The following is a 14,424-nucleotide window of genomic DNA, read 5'->3' as shown; positions in this document are numbered from 1 at the left end:
ACAAGTTACAGGCGATACCAGTGTTGCGGATGGTCCAGATGGTGCGTTTACGGCTAGCCTGAGTTCATGGCAGGTAAGTCCCGCAGCACCACTACGACACGTGCGCGGGCGGGATCGGCACGGGGGCGGACGACGGCGGCCTCCAATCGTTCGGCGACGAACCCATCTCGTTCGACGACTCGCACCGGTTCGGCCGGCCGTGGCCGCACCTCAGCGGCTCGCGGCCGCGCTACGGCCGGGCGGGTTCGCGCCTCGGGCGCGCGACGTCCCGCGCGCCGCCGGTCCGACACCGCACCACTGGCCGTCATCGGGCGCGGGATCAGCGGCGGCTGGACCATGCTGGCGCGCGGGCTCGGAGCCACCACCCGAACGCTGAGCCGGGCGGGGGAGATCGAGCACGGGCACCGCCGCGACGGGATCGCGCTGGCATTGATCGCTCTCAGCGGCGTCATCGCGGCGGCGGTGTGGCTCTCGGCGGGCGGCCCGATCGGACACTTCGTCGAGGACGTGATCCGTGCGGTATCGGGGTCGGCCTCGGCGGCACTGCCGTTCGTCGCCGCCGGCATCGCCCTGGTGCTGATGCGTACCGAACCGCATCCGGAGATCCGGCCCCGGCTGGTGCTCGGCGGGTTGCTCGTGGGGCTGCCGATGCTCGGGCTCTGGCATATCGCCGCGGGCGCCCCGACCGACGCGCACGGACGGTCGCGGGCGGCCGGTTTCGTCGGGTTCGTGGTCGGTGGCCCACTCACCGACGGGCTGACGGCGTGGTTGTCGGTACCGATCCTGTTGCTGGCCATCGTCTTCGGTGTCCTGCTGGTCACCGGCACCACCGTGCGCGAGGTGCCCGCCCTGTTCCGGCACTACTTCGGCACCGCGAGCGGTGGCGACGAATACGACGACTACGACCCCGACTTCGCCTCCGGTGGCTACGACGCGGACGGCTTCCCGCTCACCCGCGGCGGTTCCCGTCGCCGTGGCCGCACACCCGAGGAGAACTACCCGACCGACGAGTTCGCCGGCTCCGACGCCGTCACCGAATCGCTGGGCGAACCGCCGCTGCGCGACGCCAAGCCGATCGCCACCGACGTCCCGGCCGAACCACCCAAGCCCAAGGCCAAGCCGAAGCCGGCCAAGGTCGTCGACCAGACTCCGCCGCCGCCGAAGGAACCGGAGTTCGTCACCGACCGGGTCATCGAAGGCGATTACACGCTGCCGCCGATGAGCCTGCTCACCGACGGGGAACCGCCCAAGAAGCGCAGCGCCGCCAACGAATCGATGATCGAGGCGATCACCGAGGTGCTGGTGCAATTCAAGATCGACGCCGCGGTCACCGGTTTCGTGCGCGGACCGACGGTCACCCGGTACGAGGTCGAACTCGGGCCCGGTGTGAAGGTCGAGAAGATCACCGCCCTCGCCCGCAATATCGCCTACGCGGTCGCCACCGAGAACGTCCGCCTGCTCGCGCCGATCCCCGGCAAGTCGGCCGTCGGCATCGAGGTGCCCAACTCCGATCGCGAACTCGTGCGCCTCGCCGATGTGCTCAAGGCGCCGTCGACCCGCAACGATCACCATCCGCTGGTGATCGGGCTCGGCAAGAACATCGAAGGCGAGTTCCTGGCCGCGAACCTGGCCAAGATGCCGCATCTGCTGGTGGCCGGTTCCACCGGCTCCGGTAAGTCGAGCTTCGTGAACTCGATGCTGGTCTCACTGTTGCAGCGGGCCACCCCGGAGGAGGTCAGGATGATCCTGATCGACCCGAAGATGGTGGAACTGACGCCCTACGAGGGCATTCCGCATCTGATCACGCCCATCATCACCCAGCCGAAGAAGGCGGCGGCCGCGCTGGCCTGGCTGGTGGAGGAGATGGAGCAGCGCTACCAGGACATGCAGGCCAACAAGGTGCGCCATATCGACGACTTCAACAAGAAGGTGAAGTCGGGTGCGATCACCGCGCCGCTGGGCAGCGAACGGGTCTACCGCCCGTACCCGTACATCTTGGCGATCGTGGACGAGCTGGCCGACCTGATGATGACGGCCCCGCGCGACGTCGAGGATGCGATCGTGCGGATCACCCAGAAGGCGCGTGCCGCGGGCATTCACCTGGTGTTGGCGACGCAGCGGCCGTCGGTGGACGTGGTGACGGGTCTGATCAAGACCAATGTGCCCTCGCGGCTGGCGTTCGCGACGTCCTCGCTCACCGATTCGCGCGTGATCCTGGACCAGCCGGGCGCGGAGAAGCTGATCGGTATGGGTGACGGCCTGTTCCTGCCGATGGGCGCGGGTAAGCCGACCCGCTTGCAGGGCGCCTACATCAGCGACGAGGAGATCCACGCCGTCGTCGAATTCACCAAGAACCAGGCCGAACCCGAGTACACCGAGGGCGTCACCGCGGCCAAGGCGGGGGAGAAGAAGGACGTCGACCCCGACATCGGCGACGATCTGGACCTGTTCTTGCAGGCGGTGGAGCTGGTGGTCACCTCACAGTTCGGTTCCACCTCGATGTTGCAGCGCAAGCTGCGGGTCGGATTCGCCAAGGCAGGCCGGCTCATGGACCTGATGGAGACCCGCAACGTCGTCGGGCCGAGCGAGGGTTCCAAGGCGCGTGATGTGCTGGTGAAACCGGATGAGCTCGAAGGGCTGCTGTGGTCGATCCGCGGCGGTGGGGACGAGCCGCCGCCGGAGGCCGAGGACTGATCGGTGCCCCGGTTCGGAAGGTTTGCTCTGGCCGATCCGCCGCGTGCGATGCACGTGCGGGATCGGACGAGGAGTGACCTCCGTCGGAGCTCACCGTGGAGTCGAACCACGCGACCGGGCCTTATGAGAGCCCGGCGGCAACCTGCGTGAGCCATGGGCCGAAGGCTGGACAGCATTCGGCCCGCGTGCGCTCGGGAGGATTCGAACCTCCAGCCCTCTGAGTCGTAGTCAGATGCTCTGTCCGTTGAGCTACGAGCGCGAAGAATTACGCGGCAATGAATATGTGGCAGCAGGAGGATTCGAACCTCCGATGGCGTAATGCACCTGATTTACAGGCAGGCCCTTTCGTCCGCTCGGGCATACTGCCGCAATTCCTGTGCACCATTGATGTGCACACGAAAAAAAGGGCCATTCCTGGCTTTCGCCATGGAATGACCCCTGCCGGATCCGAAAAGGTCTGGCTAGGGGCTGCTCCGGGCGCGAGCGAGGCCATCCGCGTACGGCATGGCTTCGGGCAGGACGAATGCGCCGCTCCGGCGTGCGACGCCGAGCCGGCGCATCTGCCGCTCGTGAATGCGCTGCACGTTCATGGTTCCGGCCTTTCGCCTGTCGTGTTGGTACCGGGGGAGTTTCGATGACGGCTACAACGGTAGCACCCGAATTATGTTCCAGAAAAGAGCTTTTCGGCGGCGAGTATTTCTTTGTCCACGCGCCGGACTGTCGACCGGCGCTTTCGGCCCGGCGCTGTCGGGCGCGCCAGCTCGGCCGGGTTCCGGTGGATGTAGGACGGTGGACGTAGGACAACGAGCGCAGCCACGTGCACCCGACGCCGCACGGCGATCGTGCGGTGGCGAGGCCGGCTGCGGCCGCTGCGGTCTGCGTAGCCGACGTGATGTCCTGGCGCGTGTGGCCGGTGCACCGCCGGCGACCCGGTGCACGAGACCGACATCACGGCGCGCGGTGACCTGCGCGGGATGTGAAATCATGGTGAGCAACCAGCCCGCAAGCCGAGCGAAACGGGCAAATCGGGCATGATTGACGTCATGAGTCTTACTGCCGATCGGAGCGCACCATGCAGGTGACCGCGCTGGAGTGGGGGATCACCGTCGCGGTGATCCTCGGTTTGTTCGTCTTCGACTTCTTCGCCCACGTACGCACACCGCACGAACCGACCTTCCGTGAGTCCGGCTTCTGGTCGGCGGTCTACATCGGCCTCGCACTGGCCTTCGGTGGTTTCATCGCCTGGAAGTGGGGCGGGACCTACGCCGGGGAGTACTACGCGGGCTTCGTCACCGAGAAGGCGCTCTCGGTGGACAACCTGTTCGTGTTCTTGATCATCATGTCCACCTTCGCGGTGCCACGGATCTACCAGCAGAAGGTGCTGCTCATCGGCATCGTGGTGGCCTTGGTCATGCGCGGTGTGTTCATCGCCGTCGGCGCCGCCGCGATCAGCGCGTTCAGTTGGGTGTTCTACCTGTTCGGCCTGTTCCTGGTCTACACCGCGGTCAAGCTGCTGCGCGAGAGCGGACACGAGGTCGAGGAGGAGCAGAAACGCGACAGTCGCATCGTCGCGCTGACCAAGAAGCTGGTGCCGACCACCGACGAATACGACGGCGACAAGCTGCTCACCAAGATCAACGGCCGGCGCGCGGTCACCCCGATGCTGCTGGCGCTGCTGGCGATCGGCTTCGCCGACCTGCTGTTCGCGCTTGACTCCATCCCCGCCATCTACGGCCTCACCGAACAGCCCTACATCGTGTTCGTGGCGAACGCCTTCGCGCTGATGGGCCTGCGTCAGCTGTACTTCCTGATCGGCGGCCTGCTCGACCGGCTGGTGTACCTGTCCTACGGGCTGTCGGCCATCCTGGCCTTCATCGGTGTGAAGCTGGTGCTGCACGCCCTGCACGAGAACACGCTGCCGTTCATCAACGGCGGTGAGCACGTGTCGGTGCCGGAGATCTCCACCGCGTTCTCGCTGTCGGTCATCATCGGCATCCTGGTGGTGGCGACGGTGGCGAGCCTGCTGCGCACCAAGCAGACCAAACAGGCGGCAAAGTAGTGGCAACCCGGTGGTGCCGGTCGGGTTCCCGGCCGGCACCACCGGTGCTCATACCTGGCTCATGGCTCCGAAGATGGGCAGCCATTCGTTGACCCTGACCTCGGTGATCAGGTTCCTGCGAGCGAACGGATCCTCGGCCAGCAGGGTGCGCAGCGCGGTCTCGTCGTCGGCCCGGAACACCAGCAGGGCGCCCGAACCGTCCGGATACGGCCCGCTGGTCAGCAGCGTGCCTTCGGCCAGCCGATCGGCCAGCCAGCCGCGATGCTCGGGACGATGCTCGTCGCGCCCGGGCACGGTCTCGGCGGTGTAGGTGTAGTGGACGGCGAACAGCGGCACGTCGGATCGCTTTCTGTCGAAGGTGGGCGGGAGCCGCTCAGAGCGTGAGCAGCATCCGGGTGTTGCCGAGGGTGTTCGGCTTGACGTAGCTCAGGTCGAGGAATTCGGCGACGCCGGTGTCGTAGGAGCGGCACATCTCGGCGTACACCTCGGCGGTCACGGGCGTGCCGTCGATCTCGACGAATCCGTGCCGGGAGAAGAACTCCACCTCGAAGGTCAGCACGAACAGCCGGCTCAGTTCCAGCTCCCTGGCCACATCGATCAGCCTGCGCACGATGAGCTTGCCCACACCCTGGCCCTTCACATCCGGGTGCACCGCCACCGTGCGAACCTCACCCAGATCGGCCCACAACACATGCAGCGCGCCGCAACCGACCAACCGGCCGTCCTGCTCGGCAACCCAGAATTCCTGCACGGCCTCGTAGAGGTTGACCAGATTCTTTTCCAGCAGGATCCGGCCCGAATAGACGTCAACCAGGGCTTTGATCGCGGGGACGTCCGAGGTTCGGGCACGTCGCACCGTCGGGGCACGATCATGCGCGCCTGCCGATGCGGTGGCGGGCGCGCCGGACGGCGCCGCGCCTGCGGGATCGGCGGGCACCGCGGCGGGTGCGTCGCTGGTCGAACCACTCAGTGGTCCCCGTGAGGTCATGGGGTGCACAGTAGTCGGCCCCGCTACCGATAGTCTGGAGATGTGCCGCACACCCAGTCGTACCGCTCAACGCATCGCGCCGGGCAGCGCGACTGGATCCAGAGGCGGCCATGAGCGTGCAACCCGAGGAAATGGATCGTGGCTGGTCCGGTCCCGCGCCGCTGCGCCCGGGTCTGGTGCCGCCGCCCGCCGAGCCCGCCGTTCCGCTGTTGAACATCGCGAACGTGCTGACCATGGCCAGGATCGCGCTGGTACCGCTGTTCGTGCTCGCGCTGTTCGCCGGCGGCGGTCACGACACGGGGTGGCGGATCACCGCGGCGGCGCTGTTCGGGCTCGCCGCGATCACCGATCGCTTCGACGGGCAACTGGCCCGCAAATACGGCCTGGTCACCGACTTCGGCAAACTCGCCGACCCCATCGCCGACAAGGCGCTGATCGGTTCCGCGCTGATCGGGCTGTCGGTGCTAGGTGATCTGGCGTGGTGGATGACGATCGTCATCTGCGGCCGAGAGCTCGGCATCACGCTACTGCGGCTGGTGGTCGTGCGCCGCGGCGTCATCCCGGCCGGTCGCGGCGGCAAGCTGAAAACTCTGGTGCAGTCGCTGGCCATCGCGGTGCTGGTGCTGCCGCTGGCCGGTGGATTCGCCACCGCCGGGATGGCGCTGATGTGGCTGGCGCTGGTGCTGACGGTGGCCACCGGACTCGATTACGTCGGCCAGGCGGCGCGCGTGTGGTTCGCCGGATCTCCCCGTCACCGCAACGGATGAGCGATCCGCTCACCGCGCAGGTGCCCGCCGCCGAACTCGTGTCCGCCCTGGCCGCGGCCGGCCAGACCGTCGCCACCGCCGAATCGTTGACCGCAGGCCTGCTCAGCGCCACCATCGCGGGGATTCCCGGTGCCAGCGCGGTACTGCGCGGCGGGCTGGTGGTCTATGCCACCGATCTCAAACACAGCCTGGCCGGAGTCGGCGCCGAGGTGCTCGACACCGAAGGCCCGGTGGCCGCGAGCACCGCCGAACAGCTCGCCGTCGGCGCCCGCACCCGCTGCGGCGCCGATTGGGGAGTGGGCCTGACCGGGGTCGCCGGGCCGGACCCGCAGGGCGGATACCCGGTCGGCACGGTCTTCCTCGGACTGGCCGGTCCAGGGCACACCGAAGTGATGCGGTTGAAACTGTCCGGCGACCGGTGGAACATCAGACTGGGTGCGGCACGGACCGCGCTCGCCGAACTCCTGCGATGTGTGCGGGCTCCGGCGGCGGCGGACTGAATTCGCGGCGAGATCTCTCGCTCGGGAACCAACCGGACGCACCTGGACGTTGTGCCAGAAAGCGGCGCATGCGCGCCGACGCCTGGAAACAGGGAGTGAGGAGACCGAGATGACGCTGCTGCGAGAAGCGATCGGTGACAGTCTGCGGCGTGCGCGTCTCGCCCAGCAGCGAACTCTGCGGGAGGTGTCCACATCCGCGCGGGTGAGCCTTGGCTACCTGTCGGAGGTCGAACGAGGCCGCAAAGAGGCCTCGAGCGAGCTGCTGGCCGCGATCTGCGAGGCCCTCGATGTTCCGTTGTCGCGAGTGCTGTGGGACGTGAGCACGATCATGGCCGGGGTGGACGACGTGCGCGAGCCCGCCGTCGCGGTGCCGGCGGGCGCTGACGCGGCCGAGGCCCCGGCCGCCGCGGAGGAAGCCGAGGCCGCACCCGCCGAACCCGCCACCGCCACGATGTCGGTGGCCGGCCCCGAGGTACGCCCGCATATCGACGGCGAGACCAGGATCGTCATCCCCGCGCCGCGTTCGGACACCCTGGTTCTGGTGAAGAGCGCGTGAGCCCCGAATCGGCGGTGTGCCGTGGCAACGCTGCGGGCCACCGGCAAAAGCGGATAGATTCGTCATAGGCGGCGGAAGCAGACCGTGTCCGACCCTACTCGCGGGGTTGGCCCGGTCCAGGCGCCACGTAGTGGAGGATAGGCACATATCGGGTGCGTGACGGTCGCGCACTGGAGTCGCGCACAGCGGCGCAGCAGATGGAGGCGGGATCAATCGATGGCTAATCCGTTCGTCAAGGCCTGGAAGTACATGATGGCCCTCTTCGATTCCAAGATCGAAGAGCACGCGGATCCGAAGGTCCAGATTCAGCAGGCTATCGAGGAAGCGCAACGCCAGCATCAGGCCCTCTCGCAGCAGGCCGCGTCGGTCATCGGCAACCAGCGCCAGCTGGAGATGAAGCTGAACCGTCAGCTGGACGAGGTCGAGAAGCTCAACGCCAACGCCCGTCAGGCCGTCACCCTGGCCGATCAGGCGACCGCCGCGGGCGATACCGAGAAGGCGATCCAGTACACCAACGCGGCCGAGGCCTTCGCCGCGCAGCTGGTCACCGCCGAGCAGTCGGTGGAAGACCTGAAGGTGCTCCACGATCAGTCGTTGCAGGCCGCCGCGCAGGCCAAGAAGGCGGTCGAGCAGAACGCCATGCTGCTGCAGCAGAAGGTCGCCGAGCGCACCAAGCTGCTCAGCCAGCTCGAGCAGGCGAAGATGCAGGAGCAGGTCAGCGCCTCGCTGCAGCAGATGGACTCCACCCTGTCGGCCCCCGGCTCCACGCCGAGCCTGGATGCGGTGCGCGAGAAGATCGAACGCCGCTATGCCACCGCGCTCGGCTCGGCCGAACTCGCCCAGAACTCGGTGCAGGGCCGGATGCTCGAAGTGCAGCAGGCCAGCATTCAGATGGCCGGGCACAGCAAGCTCGAGCAGATCCGCGCCTCCATGCGCGGGGATGCCCTGCCCTCCGGCGGTGCCGCACCGGCGATCAACCCGGCGCAGGCGCAGGCCGATCCGGCGCAGCCGCAGCCGCAGATGAACAAGGGCCAGACCGCGCAGCAGTAGCGGCGAGGAAACAACCATGGTGGCGAGCGTGCGGGCGTCCGGTAGACCGATCGGCGCCCGCACCCGCCCCGAACGCCGACCGTCCGGCGGGGCGGTCGTAGTGGTGTCGGCGGAAGGATTGACATGAGCCGCAACGGTTCCCGCGGCCGCGTCGACGGCATGAACATCTTCGGATCACCGGCCTTCGGAACCGGGCAGACCAACCTGCCCGACACCTTGCGCGATGTGGGCGAGCACGCACTCGTGGCCGTGCGCCGCTGGGCGGATCCGCGTGAACGCGAACTACGCAAGCGCCGCCGGGCCCGCAGGCGCAGCATGCAATTGGGCACCGTTTCCGGTCTCACCACGGTGGGAACCGTTGGGCTGGTCATCATTTCGGCCCCCGCCTGGGCCGTGGTGGTCGTCGGCGGCGGCGCGGTGGCCTTGGTGACGGGCACCGCGCTCAGTGCGCGCCGCTATCTGCGGCTGCGCGGAAAACCGCTGCCGCAGGCGGCCTTCATCGCGCGTAAGGCGCCGGGCGTGCGTTCGGCGGCGCGGGCCCCGATCGTCGCTTTGGTCCGAGCCGAGCGGGCCATGCACGATCTCGGTGCCCAGATCGCGCGATCGCGCCGGCTGCCGCCCGACGAACTCGACGACCTGCTCGATACCGCTCGCTCCGGCGCGGCCGCCCTGCACGCGCTGGCCGCCGACATCGTCGCCATGGAACGCGCCGCGGCCACCGTCGGCCGCACCAATCCGCAGGCGGGCGCCTCGCTCACGGCCACTGTCGGCGCGGCGGTGCAGCGGCTGGAATCCGGTGTCGCCGAATACGAACAACTCGTCGCCGCCGCCGGTCGCGTACTCGCGGTGCCCGACAGCACCGTTGTCGCCTACCAGTTCAACGGCATCGTCGCCGAACTCCAGCACGCCGCCGACCGCCTCGACGGCTGGGCTCAGGCCCTCACCGAAATCGCCGACAAGCAGGCGCCCGCACCCCTGCCGCCGCACGGCGGTTAGCCGCCGAGCAACTCCCGCAGCCGCGCCAGTGACTGTGCGGTGGGTTCGGCGCCGTCCACCCGCAACGCCCAGTCGAATTCCGCGGTCGACCATCGGTGCACGCTGCCGGCCCAGCCCAGCTCCCACGGTTCGGCCGAACGCGGACGCCGCGCGAGCATCGACCAGAACGGCGGACGGCCGAGCGAAGCGGTGAACGCACCGGTCGCTTCGTCGAATTCGTGAACGGTCTCGATATCGAGCGGCACATCTACCTGAATCGAGAGTGGCTCCGGGGTGACGGTACGGGCGAACCACTCTCGGTGCTGTCGCTGCCGTTCCAGGGCGCGCTCCCGCATCCGGCGCTGTACATCGGCCCGCGTGCGTACCGGTCCGGGCCAGCTGAACACGTCATCGTCGATCGGCGCACCAACGCTCAGCTCGATCCATTCGTCACTGACCAGCCCGGCGTCGTCATTGCGCTGTTGCAGCACGAGTCCGGTTTCCTGATCGACCACCAGCTGTATCGGGAACGGTTTGTGCGGTGGCGGGCCGAGTTCCACCGCCCAGGCCGGACGGCCGAGGAAGACGGTCGTGGTGATGGGGCCGGTCGGGCGGGTGAAATCCTCGCCCACGAAATCGTTTGCGCTGCGCCGCACCACCAGCCGCACGGCGCTGCCGATGAACCGGACCGCCGACGCGTCATCCTCGAGCGGCGGTTCGCCCGGAGTGTCGAACCGCCACGATCGCACCCCATCGCTGAGGACCAGAGGTTGTCCGTCCTGGTTCTCGACGCGAATGCGCGCACCATGACGCCAGACCCGCCAGAGGGTGCGATCCGGGCCGGTCGCGCCGACGAACGTCGGCCTCTGCTGCCCGGCGAAGCTCACCCATCCGGCGCCGCCGGGTGCGGGGTCCGCGCTGGCGATGACTCCGTGGATCGGCGGCTCGGTGCCGGCTTCGCGCACCATCGCGTCGAGGACGCGGGCCCAGGACGGATGCTGGGGATCGTCGGTCATCGCGGGCTCCTCGCTCGGTTCCGGCCCCATCAGAGCCCGCGCCCGCGGCCGAGAGCAAGACGACGCGCGGAGTACGGCTCGATCGCTTCCGGTGTTCGCGGTGGCGAGCCGAAGGCGGTGGGGCGCCGGTGCGGCCCCACCGATGATCATCGGCGCTCAGAGGGAGCGGGCGATGATTTCCTTCATGATCTCGTTGGTGCCCGCGTAGATCATCTGCACGCGGTTGTCGACCCACATGCGCGAGATCGGGTATTCGGTCATGTAGCCGTAGCCGCCGTGCAGCTGCAGGCATTCGCTGGCCACCGACATCGCGCGCTCGGTGGTCCACCACTTGGCCATCGCGACCGTCGGGATGTCGAGCTCGCCTGCGATGTGCTTGGCGATGCAGTCGTCGGTGAACACCCGGGCGATCTTGGCTTCGGTGGCGACCTCGGCCAGCTTGAACTTGGTGTTCTGGAAACCGAACACCGGGCGGCCGAACGCCTCGCGCTCTTTGGTGTAGCGCAGGGTGTGCTCGAGCGCGACCTCCATGCCCGCCACCGAGCCGACGGCGATGATGAGCCGTTCCTGTGGCAGCTGCTGCATCAGCTGGATGAAGCCCTGGCCTTCCTGCGAGCCGAGCAGATTGCTCACCGGGATGCGCACGTCCTCGAAGAACAGCTCGGAGGTGTCCTGACCCTTCTGGCCGATCTTGTCAAGCACCCGCCCACGCCGGAAACCGGGCCGGTCGGCCTCGACCAGCACCAGGCTGATGCCGGAGGCGCCCTGGCTGGTGTCGGTCTTGACCACCACGATGATCAGGTCGGCCTGCGCGCCGTTGGTGATGAAGGTCTTCGACCCGTTGACGATGTACTCGTCGCCATCGCGGATGGCCTTGGTCTTGACGTTCTGCAGGTCCGATCCGGTGCCCGGCTCGGTCATCGCGATCGCGCCGACGACCTCACCGCTGGCCATCTTCGGCAGCCACTGCTGCTTCTGTTCCTCGGTGCCGTAGGCCAGCAGGTAGTGCGCGACGATGCCGTTGTGCAGGCTCTGGCCCCAGGCGGTGTCCACCACGCGGGCCTGTTCCTCGATCAGCACGGCCTCGTGCGCGAAGGTGCCGCCGCCACCGCCGTATTCCTCCGGGATCGACAGGCACAGCAGTCCCAGTTCACCGGCCTTGTTCCACAGGTCGCGGTCGACGTGGTGCTGCTCGATGTACTTGTCGACGTTGGGCGCGACTTCCTTCTCGAAGAAGGCCCGCGCGAGCTCGCGCAGCGCATCGAGGTCCTCGTTCATCCAACACGACCGGTAGGTGGTCATCGGGTGTGTCCTCCCGTTGAGCGGCCCCGGGGACGGTATTCGTTACCGGGAATAACGGGTACAGTGTGTCCCACACCGGCCGGTGTGACAAGCCCCACCTTCGTCGCGACGGCCCCGACCTGCGATAGCGTGGCGCGACGTGGAACGACAGCGATGGACCGACACCGCCGAGACCCGCCGTTCGGGTTCGGTTTCCGCAGCGCGCGACGAACGGCGCGCCGCGATCGTCGACGCCGCGATCGCCGCGATCGCCGAACACGGCCCCGACGCGCTGACCGGGCAGATCGCTGACCGCGCCGGCCTCAACCGCACCCACTTCTATCGTCACTTCGCCAGCAAGGCGGAGCTGGATTGGGCGGTGGCCAAGCGCGCACACCTGGAGATCACCGAGCGGATCCGCGCCGCGCTCGTGGTCGACGGCACTCCGCTCGACGCCATCCGCGCCCCGATCGTGGCGCATGTCGGCTGGGCGGGCGAACATCCGAACCTGTATCGGTTCCTGCTGGGGCGCAACTACTACCGGGGCAAGGACATGCCGCGCATCGGCGGCAGTGCGTTCGCCGCCGAGATCTCCGCGGCGGCGGTCCGCTACATCCCCCGGTTCGACGCCGATCCCGTGGCCGCGGACCGCTTGGTCGTCGCGCTGCTCGGCCTCATCGATGCCACGGTGCAGTGGTGGTTGTCCTACCGCGACACCTCGCGCGAGGAGTTGGTGGAGCTGCTCACCGCCCAGGCCTGGCTGCTGATCGACCACCACCTGCGGACCGTCGGCGTGGTGCTCGACCCGAATTCGCCACTGGAACGGCGCTGAACGCTCAGCGAGTGATCTCCAACGTCGCATGCACCGGGGTGACACCGGTGGTCAGATCCAGCACCGGGCAGTGCGCCTCCACCGCCTGCTGGAGTTCGGCGTAACGCTCATCGGTCTCCGGACCGCGCACCCGTACCCGCACCCGGACCTGCTGGAAACCCGGGCGCACCGAATCGTCCAGGCCGAAGAAGCCGCGCACATCCAGATCGCCCTCGGCCGTCAAGGACAGCTCGTCGACGGTGATGCCGAGCCGCTGGGCCCAGAACCGGTAGGTCACCACCTGGCACGACAGCAGTGCGGCCAGATACACCTCCACCGGATTGGCGGCCGTATCGTCTCCGCCGAGAGTCGGTGGCTCATCGACCACCAGGGTGTGCGACCGCGCCGTGATCGAACTCCCTACCCGGCCCTGCGGAACGGCCGAGGCGCGGAATACGACCTGAGCGTTGCGGGAATCCTGGGCCACCGCGGTGGCGGTGGCAGCGGCGATGTCGTTGAGCGGCGTGGCCGTGGGCGCCGGGGTAGTAGTCATGACCGCGACGGTAGGGGCCGACGGCACCGCCGACGAGGGTTGTGTTCGCCATGATTCTGACGGCGGATGCGCCGGCTGCCGCGGCTAGGGGTGAACCCTGAACTTCACCCCGATATCGGCTCTCACCTGGTGATTTATCGCCTACCCGGTGTCATGCTCGGAGGACGACGAATTGCTGGGAGGCACGAAATGCTGTGGAAGATCATCGGCGTGGTCGCCGTTGTCTGGATCGCACTGGCCGTCATCGGTGCGTTGATCAAGGGCCTGTTCCCGATCCTGATGATCAGCGCCGTGGTGTTCGGCCTCTACCTGCTGTACAAGGCGGTGTCGGGTTCGGACAAGAACACCGTGAGCAAACTCTGACCCACCACGCACGGGCCGTGCGGCTTCCCGATACGGAAGACGCACGGCCCGTTGCCGTCTCGGGGGCGTGTTTGAATGGCGGGTATGGAGCAGCTACCGGAAGACTGGCAGCGCGGTCTGGTCATCGTCGCGCATCCCGACGACATCGAATACGGCGCCGCCGCAGCCGTCGCCCGCTGGACCGGCCAGGGCAAGGACATTCGATATGTCCTGGCCACCTCGGGGGAGGCCGGCATCGCCGGGATGCCGCCCGCCGATGCCGGCCCGCTGCGCGAAGGCGAGGAGATCGCCTCGGCCGCCGTGGTCGGCGTCAGCGAGGTCGAGTTCCTCGGCTACCCCGACGGACGGGTCGAGGCGAGCCTGGCCCTGCGGCGCGACCTGGCCGCCGCCATCCGGCGCCACCGCCCGGAGATGGTGGTGCTGTTCAACTTCGGCGATGTGTGGGCGCCCGGCTACGTCAACAGCGCCGATCACCGCGCCGTCGGACGCGCGGCGCTGGATGCGGTGTCGGACGCGGGCAACGAATGGATTTTCCGTGAACTCGCCGAGCTGGAACCGTGGACGCCGCGCTGGGCGGCAGTGGTCGGGCCGAAGGTCACCCACGCCGTCGACGTCACCGACACCATCGACAAGGCCGAGGCCTCGCTGGCCGAGCACCGCCGCTACCTGGAGGCGCTGAGCGAGGAACCGGTGGCCGACCAGGTGCGGGCCGTCCTCGACATGACCACCGGGCGCATCGAGGGTTTCCCGGCCGAGCGTGCGGTGGGCTTCGAGCTGTTCCACTTCCGCGGCTGAGCCCACCGTGCGCCGT

15 protein-coding genes and 2 tRNA genes are annotated in these 14,424 nt (G+C 68.1%); 10 read left to right on the top strand and 7 right to left on the bottom strand.

Going from position 1 to position 14,424, the window contains the following annotated elements:
* Positions 1 to 66: 66 nt before the first annotated feature.
* Positions 67 to 2,694, top strand: coding sequence for a DNA translocase FtsK (locus AC4HOU_RS05145; protein ID WP_195019686.1), 2,628 nt, complete (start codon positions 67 to 69; stop codon positions 2,692 to 2,694).
* 186 nt (positions 2,695 to 2,880) lie between these two features.
* Here AC4HOU_RS05145 and AC4HOU_RS05140 read toward each other — a convergent pair.
* A tRNA-Arg gene (locus AC4HOU_RS05140) sits at positions 2,881 to 2,953 on the bottom strand.
* Between the two features lie 25 nt (positions 2,954 to 2,978).
* Positions 2,979 to 3,061: transfer RNA gene (locus tag AC4HOU_RS05135), tRNA-Tyr, on the bottom strand.
* 705 nt (positions 3,062 to 3,766) lie between these two features.
* On the opposite strand from AC4HOU_RS05135, the gene AC4HOU_RS05130 reads away from it, so the two are divergent.
* Complete coding sequence (locus AC4HOU_RS05130) at positions 3,767 to 4,753, top strand: TerC family protein (RefSeq protein ID WP_163811856.1); 987 nt, start codon at positions 3,767 to 3,769, stop codon at positions 4,751 to 4,753.
* A 48-nt stretch (positions 4,754 to 4,801) separates the two neighbouring features.
* Here AC4HOU_RS05130 and AC4HOU_RS05125 read toward each other — a convergent pair whose 3' ends face one another.
* Positions 4,802 to 5,089, bottom strand: coding sequence for a YciI family protein (locus tag AC4HOU_RS05125; RefSeq protein WP_194990980.1), 288 nt, complete (start codon positions 5,087 to 5,089; stop codon positions 4,802 to 4,804).
* Positions 5,090 to 5,126: 37 nt separating this feature from the next.
* The gene (locus tag AC4HOU_RS05120; RefSeq protein WP_163811860.1) at positions 5,127 to 5,741 is read right to left on the bottom strand and encodes an amino-acid N-acetyltransferase; all 615 of its coding nucleotides are present in this window, start codon (positions 5,739 to 5,741) and stop codon (positions 5,127 to 5,129) included.
* A gap of 110 nt (positions 5,742 to 5,851) precedes the next feature.
* On the opposite strand from AC4HOU_RS05120, the gene pgsA reads away from it, so the two are divergent.
* The 5 genes from pgsA to pspM all read left to right on the top strand — a co-directional run bounded on the left by pgsA (position 5,852) and on the right by pspM (position 9,610).
* Positions 5,852 to 6,508 (top strand): CDP-diacylglycerol--glycerol-3-phosphate 3-phosphatidyltransferase, encoded by a 657-nt coding sequence (gene pgsA / locus AC4HOU_RS05115; RefSeq protein ID WP_375139378.1) that lies wholly within the window; start codon positions 5,852 to 5,854, stop codon positions 6,506 to 6,508.
* A complete protein-coding gene (locus AC4HOU_RS05110; protein ID WP_163811863.1) occupies positions 6,505 to 7,008 on the top strand; it encodes a CinA family protein in 504 nt (167 codons plus the stop codon). Before pgsA ends, AC4HOU_RS05110 begins: the two co-directional genes overlap by 4 nt.
* A 109-nt stretch (positions 7,009 to 7,117) precedes the next feature.
* A complete protein-coding gene (locus AC4HOU_RS05105; protein WP_195019685.1) occupies positions 7,118 to 7,564 on the top strand; it encodes a helix-turn-helix domain-containing protein in 447 nt (148 codons plus the stop codon).
* A 216-nt stretch (positions 7,565 to 7,780) separates the two neighbouring features.
* Positions 7,781 to 8,614 (top strand): phage shock protein PspA, encoded by an 834-nt coding sequence (pspA, locus tag AC4HOU_RS05100; protein WP_104359183.1) that lies wholly within the window; start codon positions 7,781 to 7,783, stop codon positions 8,612 to 8,614.
* Positions 8,615 to 8,737: 123 nt separating this feature from the next.
* Complete coding sequence (gene pspM / locus AC4HOU_RS05095; RefSeq protein WP_163811867.1) at positions 8,738 to 9,610, top strand: phage shock envelope stress response protein PspM; 873 nt, start codon at positions 8,738 to 8,740, stop codon at positions 9,608 to 9,610.
* On the opposite strand, the gene AC4HOU_RS05090 is transcribed toward pspM, so the two are convergent.
* Positions 9,607 to 10,605: a hypothetical protein gene (locus AC4HOU_RS05090; protein ID WP_195019684.1), complete on the bottom strand. Its 999-nt coding sequence runs from the start codon at positions 10,603 to 10,605 to the stop codon at positions 9,607 to 9,609. The genes pspM and AC4HOU_RS05090 overlap by 4 nt on opposite strands.
* A 156-nt stretch (positions 10,606 to 10,761) precedes the next feature.
* Positions 10,762 to 11,907 carry an acyl-CoA dehydrogenase family protein gene (locus AC4HOU_RS05085; RefSeq protein WP_194990978.1) on the bottom strand — a complete coding sequence of 382 codons (1,146 nt, stop codon included), beginning with the start codon at positions 11,905 to 11,907 and terminating at the stop codon, positions 10,762 to 10,764.
* A gap of 139 nt (positions 11,908 to 12,046) precedes the next feature.
* Here AC4HOU_RS05085 and AC4HOU_RS05080 point away from each other — a divergent pair, with 139 nt between their 5' ends.
* On the top strand, positions 12,047 to 12,718 hold the full coding sequence (locus tag AC4HOU_RS05080) for a TetR/AcrR family transcriptional regulator (protein WP_195019683.1): 672 nt from the start codon (positions 12,047 to 12,049) through the stop codon (positions 12,716 to 12,718).
* 4 nt (positions 12,719 to 12,722) lie between these two features.
* Here the strand turns inward: AC4HOU_RS05080 and AC4HOU_RS05075 are convergent, their stop codons facing one another.
* Entirely contained in the window at positions 12,723 to 13,250 is a 528-nt protein-coding gene (locus tag AC4HOU_RS05075) for an OsmC family protein (protein ID WP_195019682.1), read from the bottom strand.
* Positions 13,251 to 13,439: 189 nt separating this feature from the next.
* Between AC4HOU_RS05075 and AC4HOU_RS05070 the strand changes: the two genes are divergently transcribed.
* Together AC4HOU_RS05070 and AC4HOU_RS05065 are read left to right on the top strand one after the other, a co-directional pair.
* Complete coding sequence (locus AC4HOU_RS05070) at positions 13,440 to 13,613, top strand: hypothetical protein (protein WP_194992222.1); 174 nt, start codon at positions 13,440 to 13,442, stop codon at positions 13,611 to 13,613.
* Positions 13,614 to 13,697: 84 nt separating this feature from the next.
* Complete coding sequence (locus AC4HOU_RS05065; protein ID WP_163811877.1) at positions 13,698 to 14,408, top strand: PIG-L deacetylase family protein; 711 nt, start codon at positions 13,698 to 13,700, stop codon at positions 14,406 to 14,408.
* Positions 14,409 to 14,424: the final 16 nt, after the last annotated feature.

This window comes from Nocardia sp. JCM 38205, assembly GCF_058222935.1.
This window is presented reverse-complemented; position numbering and strand designations above follow the sequence as displayed.

What these genes read in the sequence shown, in the direction of transcription:
- AC4HOU_RS05145 (WP_195019686.1), top strand. Translation starts at nt 67, where the DNA reads ATGGCAGGTAAGTCCCGCAGCACCACTACGACACGTGCGCGGGCGGGA.
- AC4HOU_RS05130 (WP_163811856.1), top strand. Translation starts at nt 3,767, where the DNA reads ATGCAGGTGACCGCGCTGGAGTGGGGGATCACCGTCGCGGTGATCCTC.
- AC4HOU_RS05120 (WP_163811860.1), bottom strand. Translation starts at nt 5,741, where the DNA reads ATGACCTCACGGGGACCACTGAGTGGTTCGACCAGCGACGCACCCGCC.
- pgsA (WP_375139378.1), top strand. Translation starts at nt 5,852, where the DNA reads ATGAGCGTGCAACCCGAGGAAATGGATCGTGGCTGGTCCGGTCCCGCG.
- AC4HOU_RS05110 (WP_163811863.1), top strand. Translation starts at nt 6,505, where the DNA reads ATGAGCGATCCGCTCACCGCGCAGGTGCCCGCCGCCGAACTCGTGTCC.
- AC4HOU_RS05105 (WP_195019685.1), top strand. Translation starts at nt 7,118, where the DNA reads ATGACGCTGCTGCGAGAAGCGATCGGTGACAGTCTGCGGCGTGCGCGT.
- pspA (WP_104359183.1), top strand. Translation starts at nt 7,781, where the DNA reads ATGGCTAATCCGTTCGTCAAGGCCTGGAAGTACATGATGGCCCTCTTC.
- pspM (WP_163811867.1), top strand. Translation starts at nt 8,738, where the DNA reads ATGAGCCGCAACGGTTCCCGCGGCCGCGTCGACGGCATGAACATCTTC.
- AC4HOU_RS05090 (WP_195019684.1), bottom strand. Translation starts at nt 10,605, where the DNA reads ATGACCGACGATCCCCAGCATCCGTCCTGGGCCCGCGTCCTCGACGCG.
- AC4HOU_RS05085 (WP_194990978.1), bottom strand. Translation starts at nt 11,907, where the DNA reads ATGACCACCTACCGGTCGTGTTGGATGAACGAGGACCTCGATGCGCTG.
- AC4HOU_RS05075 (WP_195019682.1), bottom strand. Translation starts at nt 13,250, where the DNA reads ATGACTACTACCCCGGCGCCCACGGCCACGCCGCTCAACGACATCGCC.
- AC4HOU_RS05070 (WP_194992222.1), top strand. Translation starts at nt 13,440, where the DNA reads ATGCTGTGGAAGATCATCGGCGTGGTCGCCGTTGTCTGGATCGCACTG.
- AC4HOU_RS05065 (WP_163811877.1), top strand. Translation starts at nt 13,698, where the DNA reads ATGGAGCAGCTACCGGAAGACTGGCAGCGCGGTCTGGTCATCGTCGCG.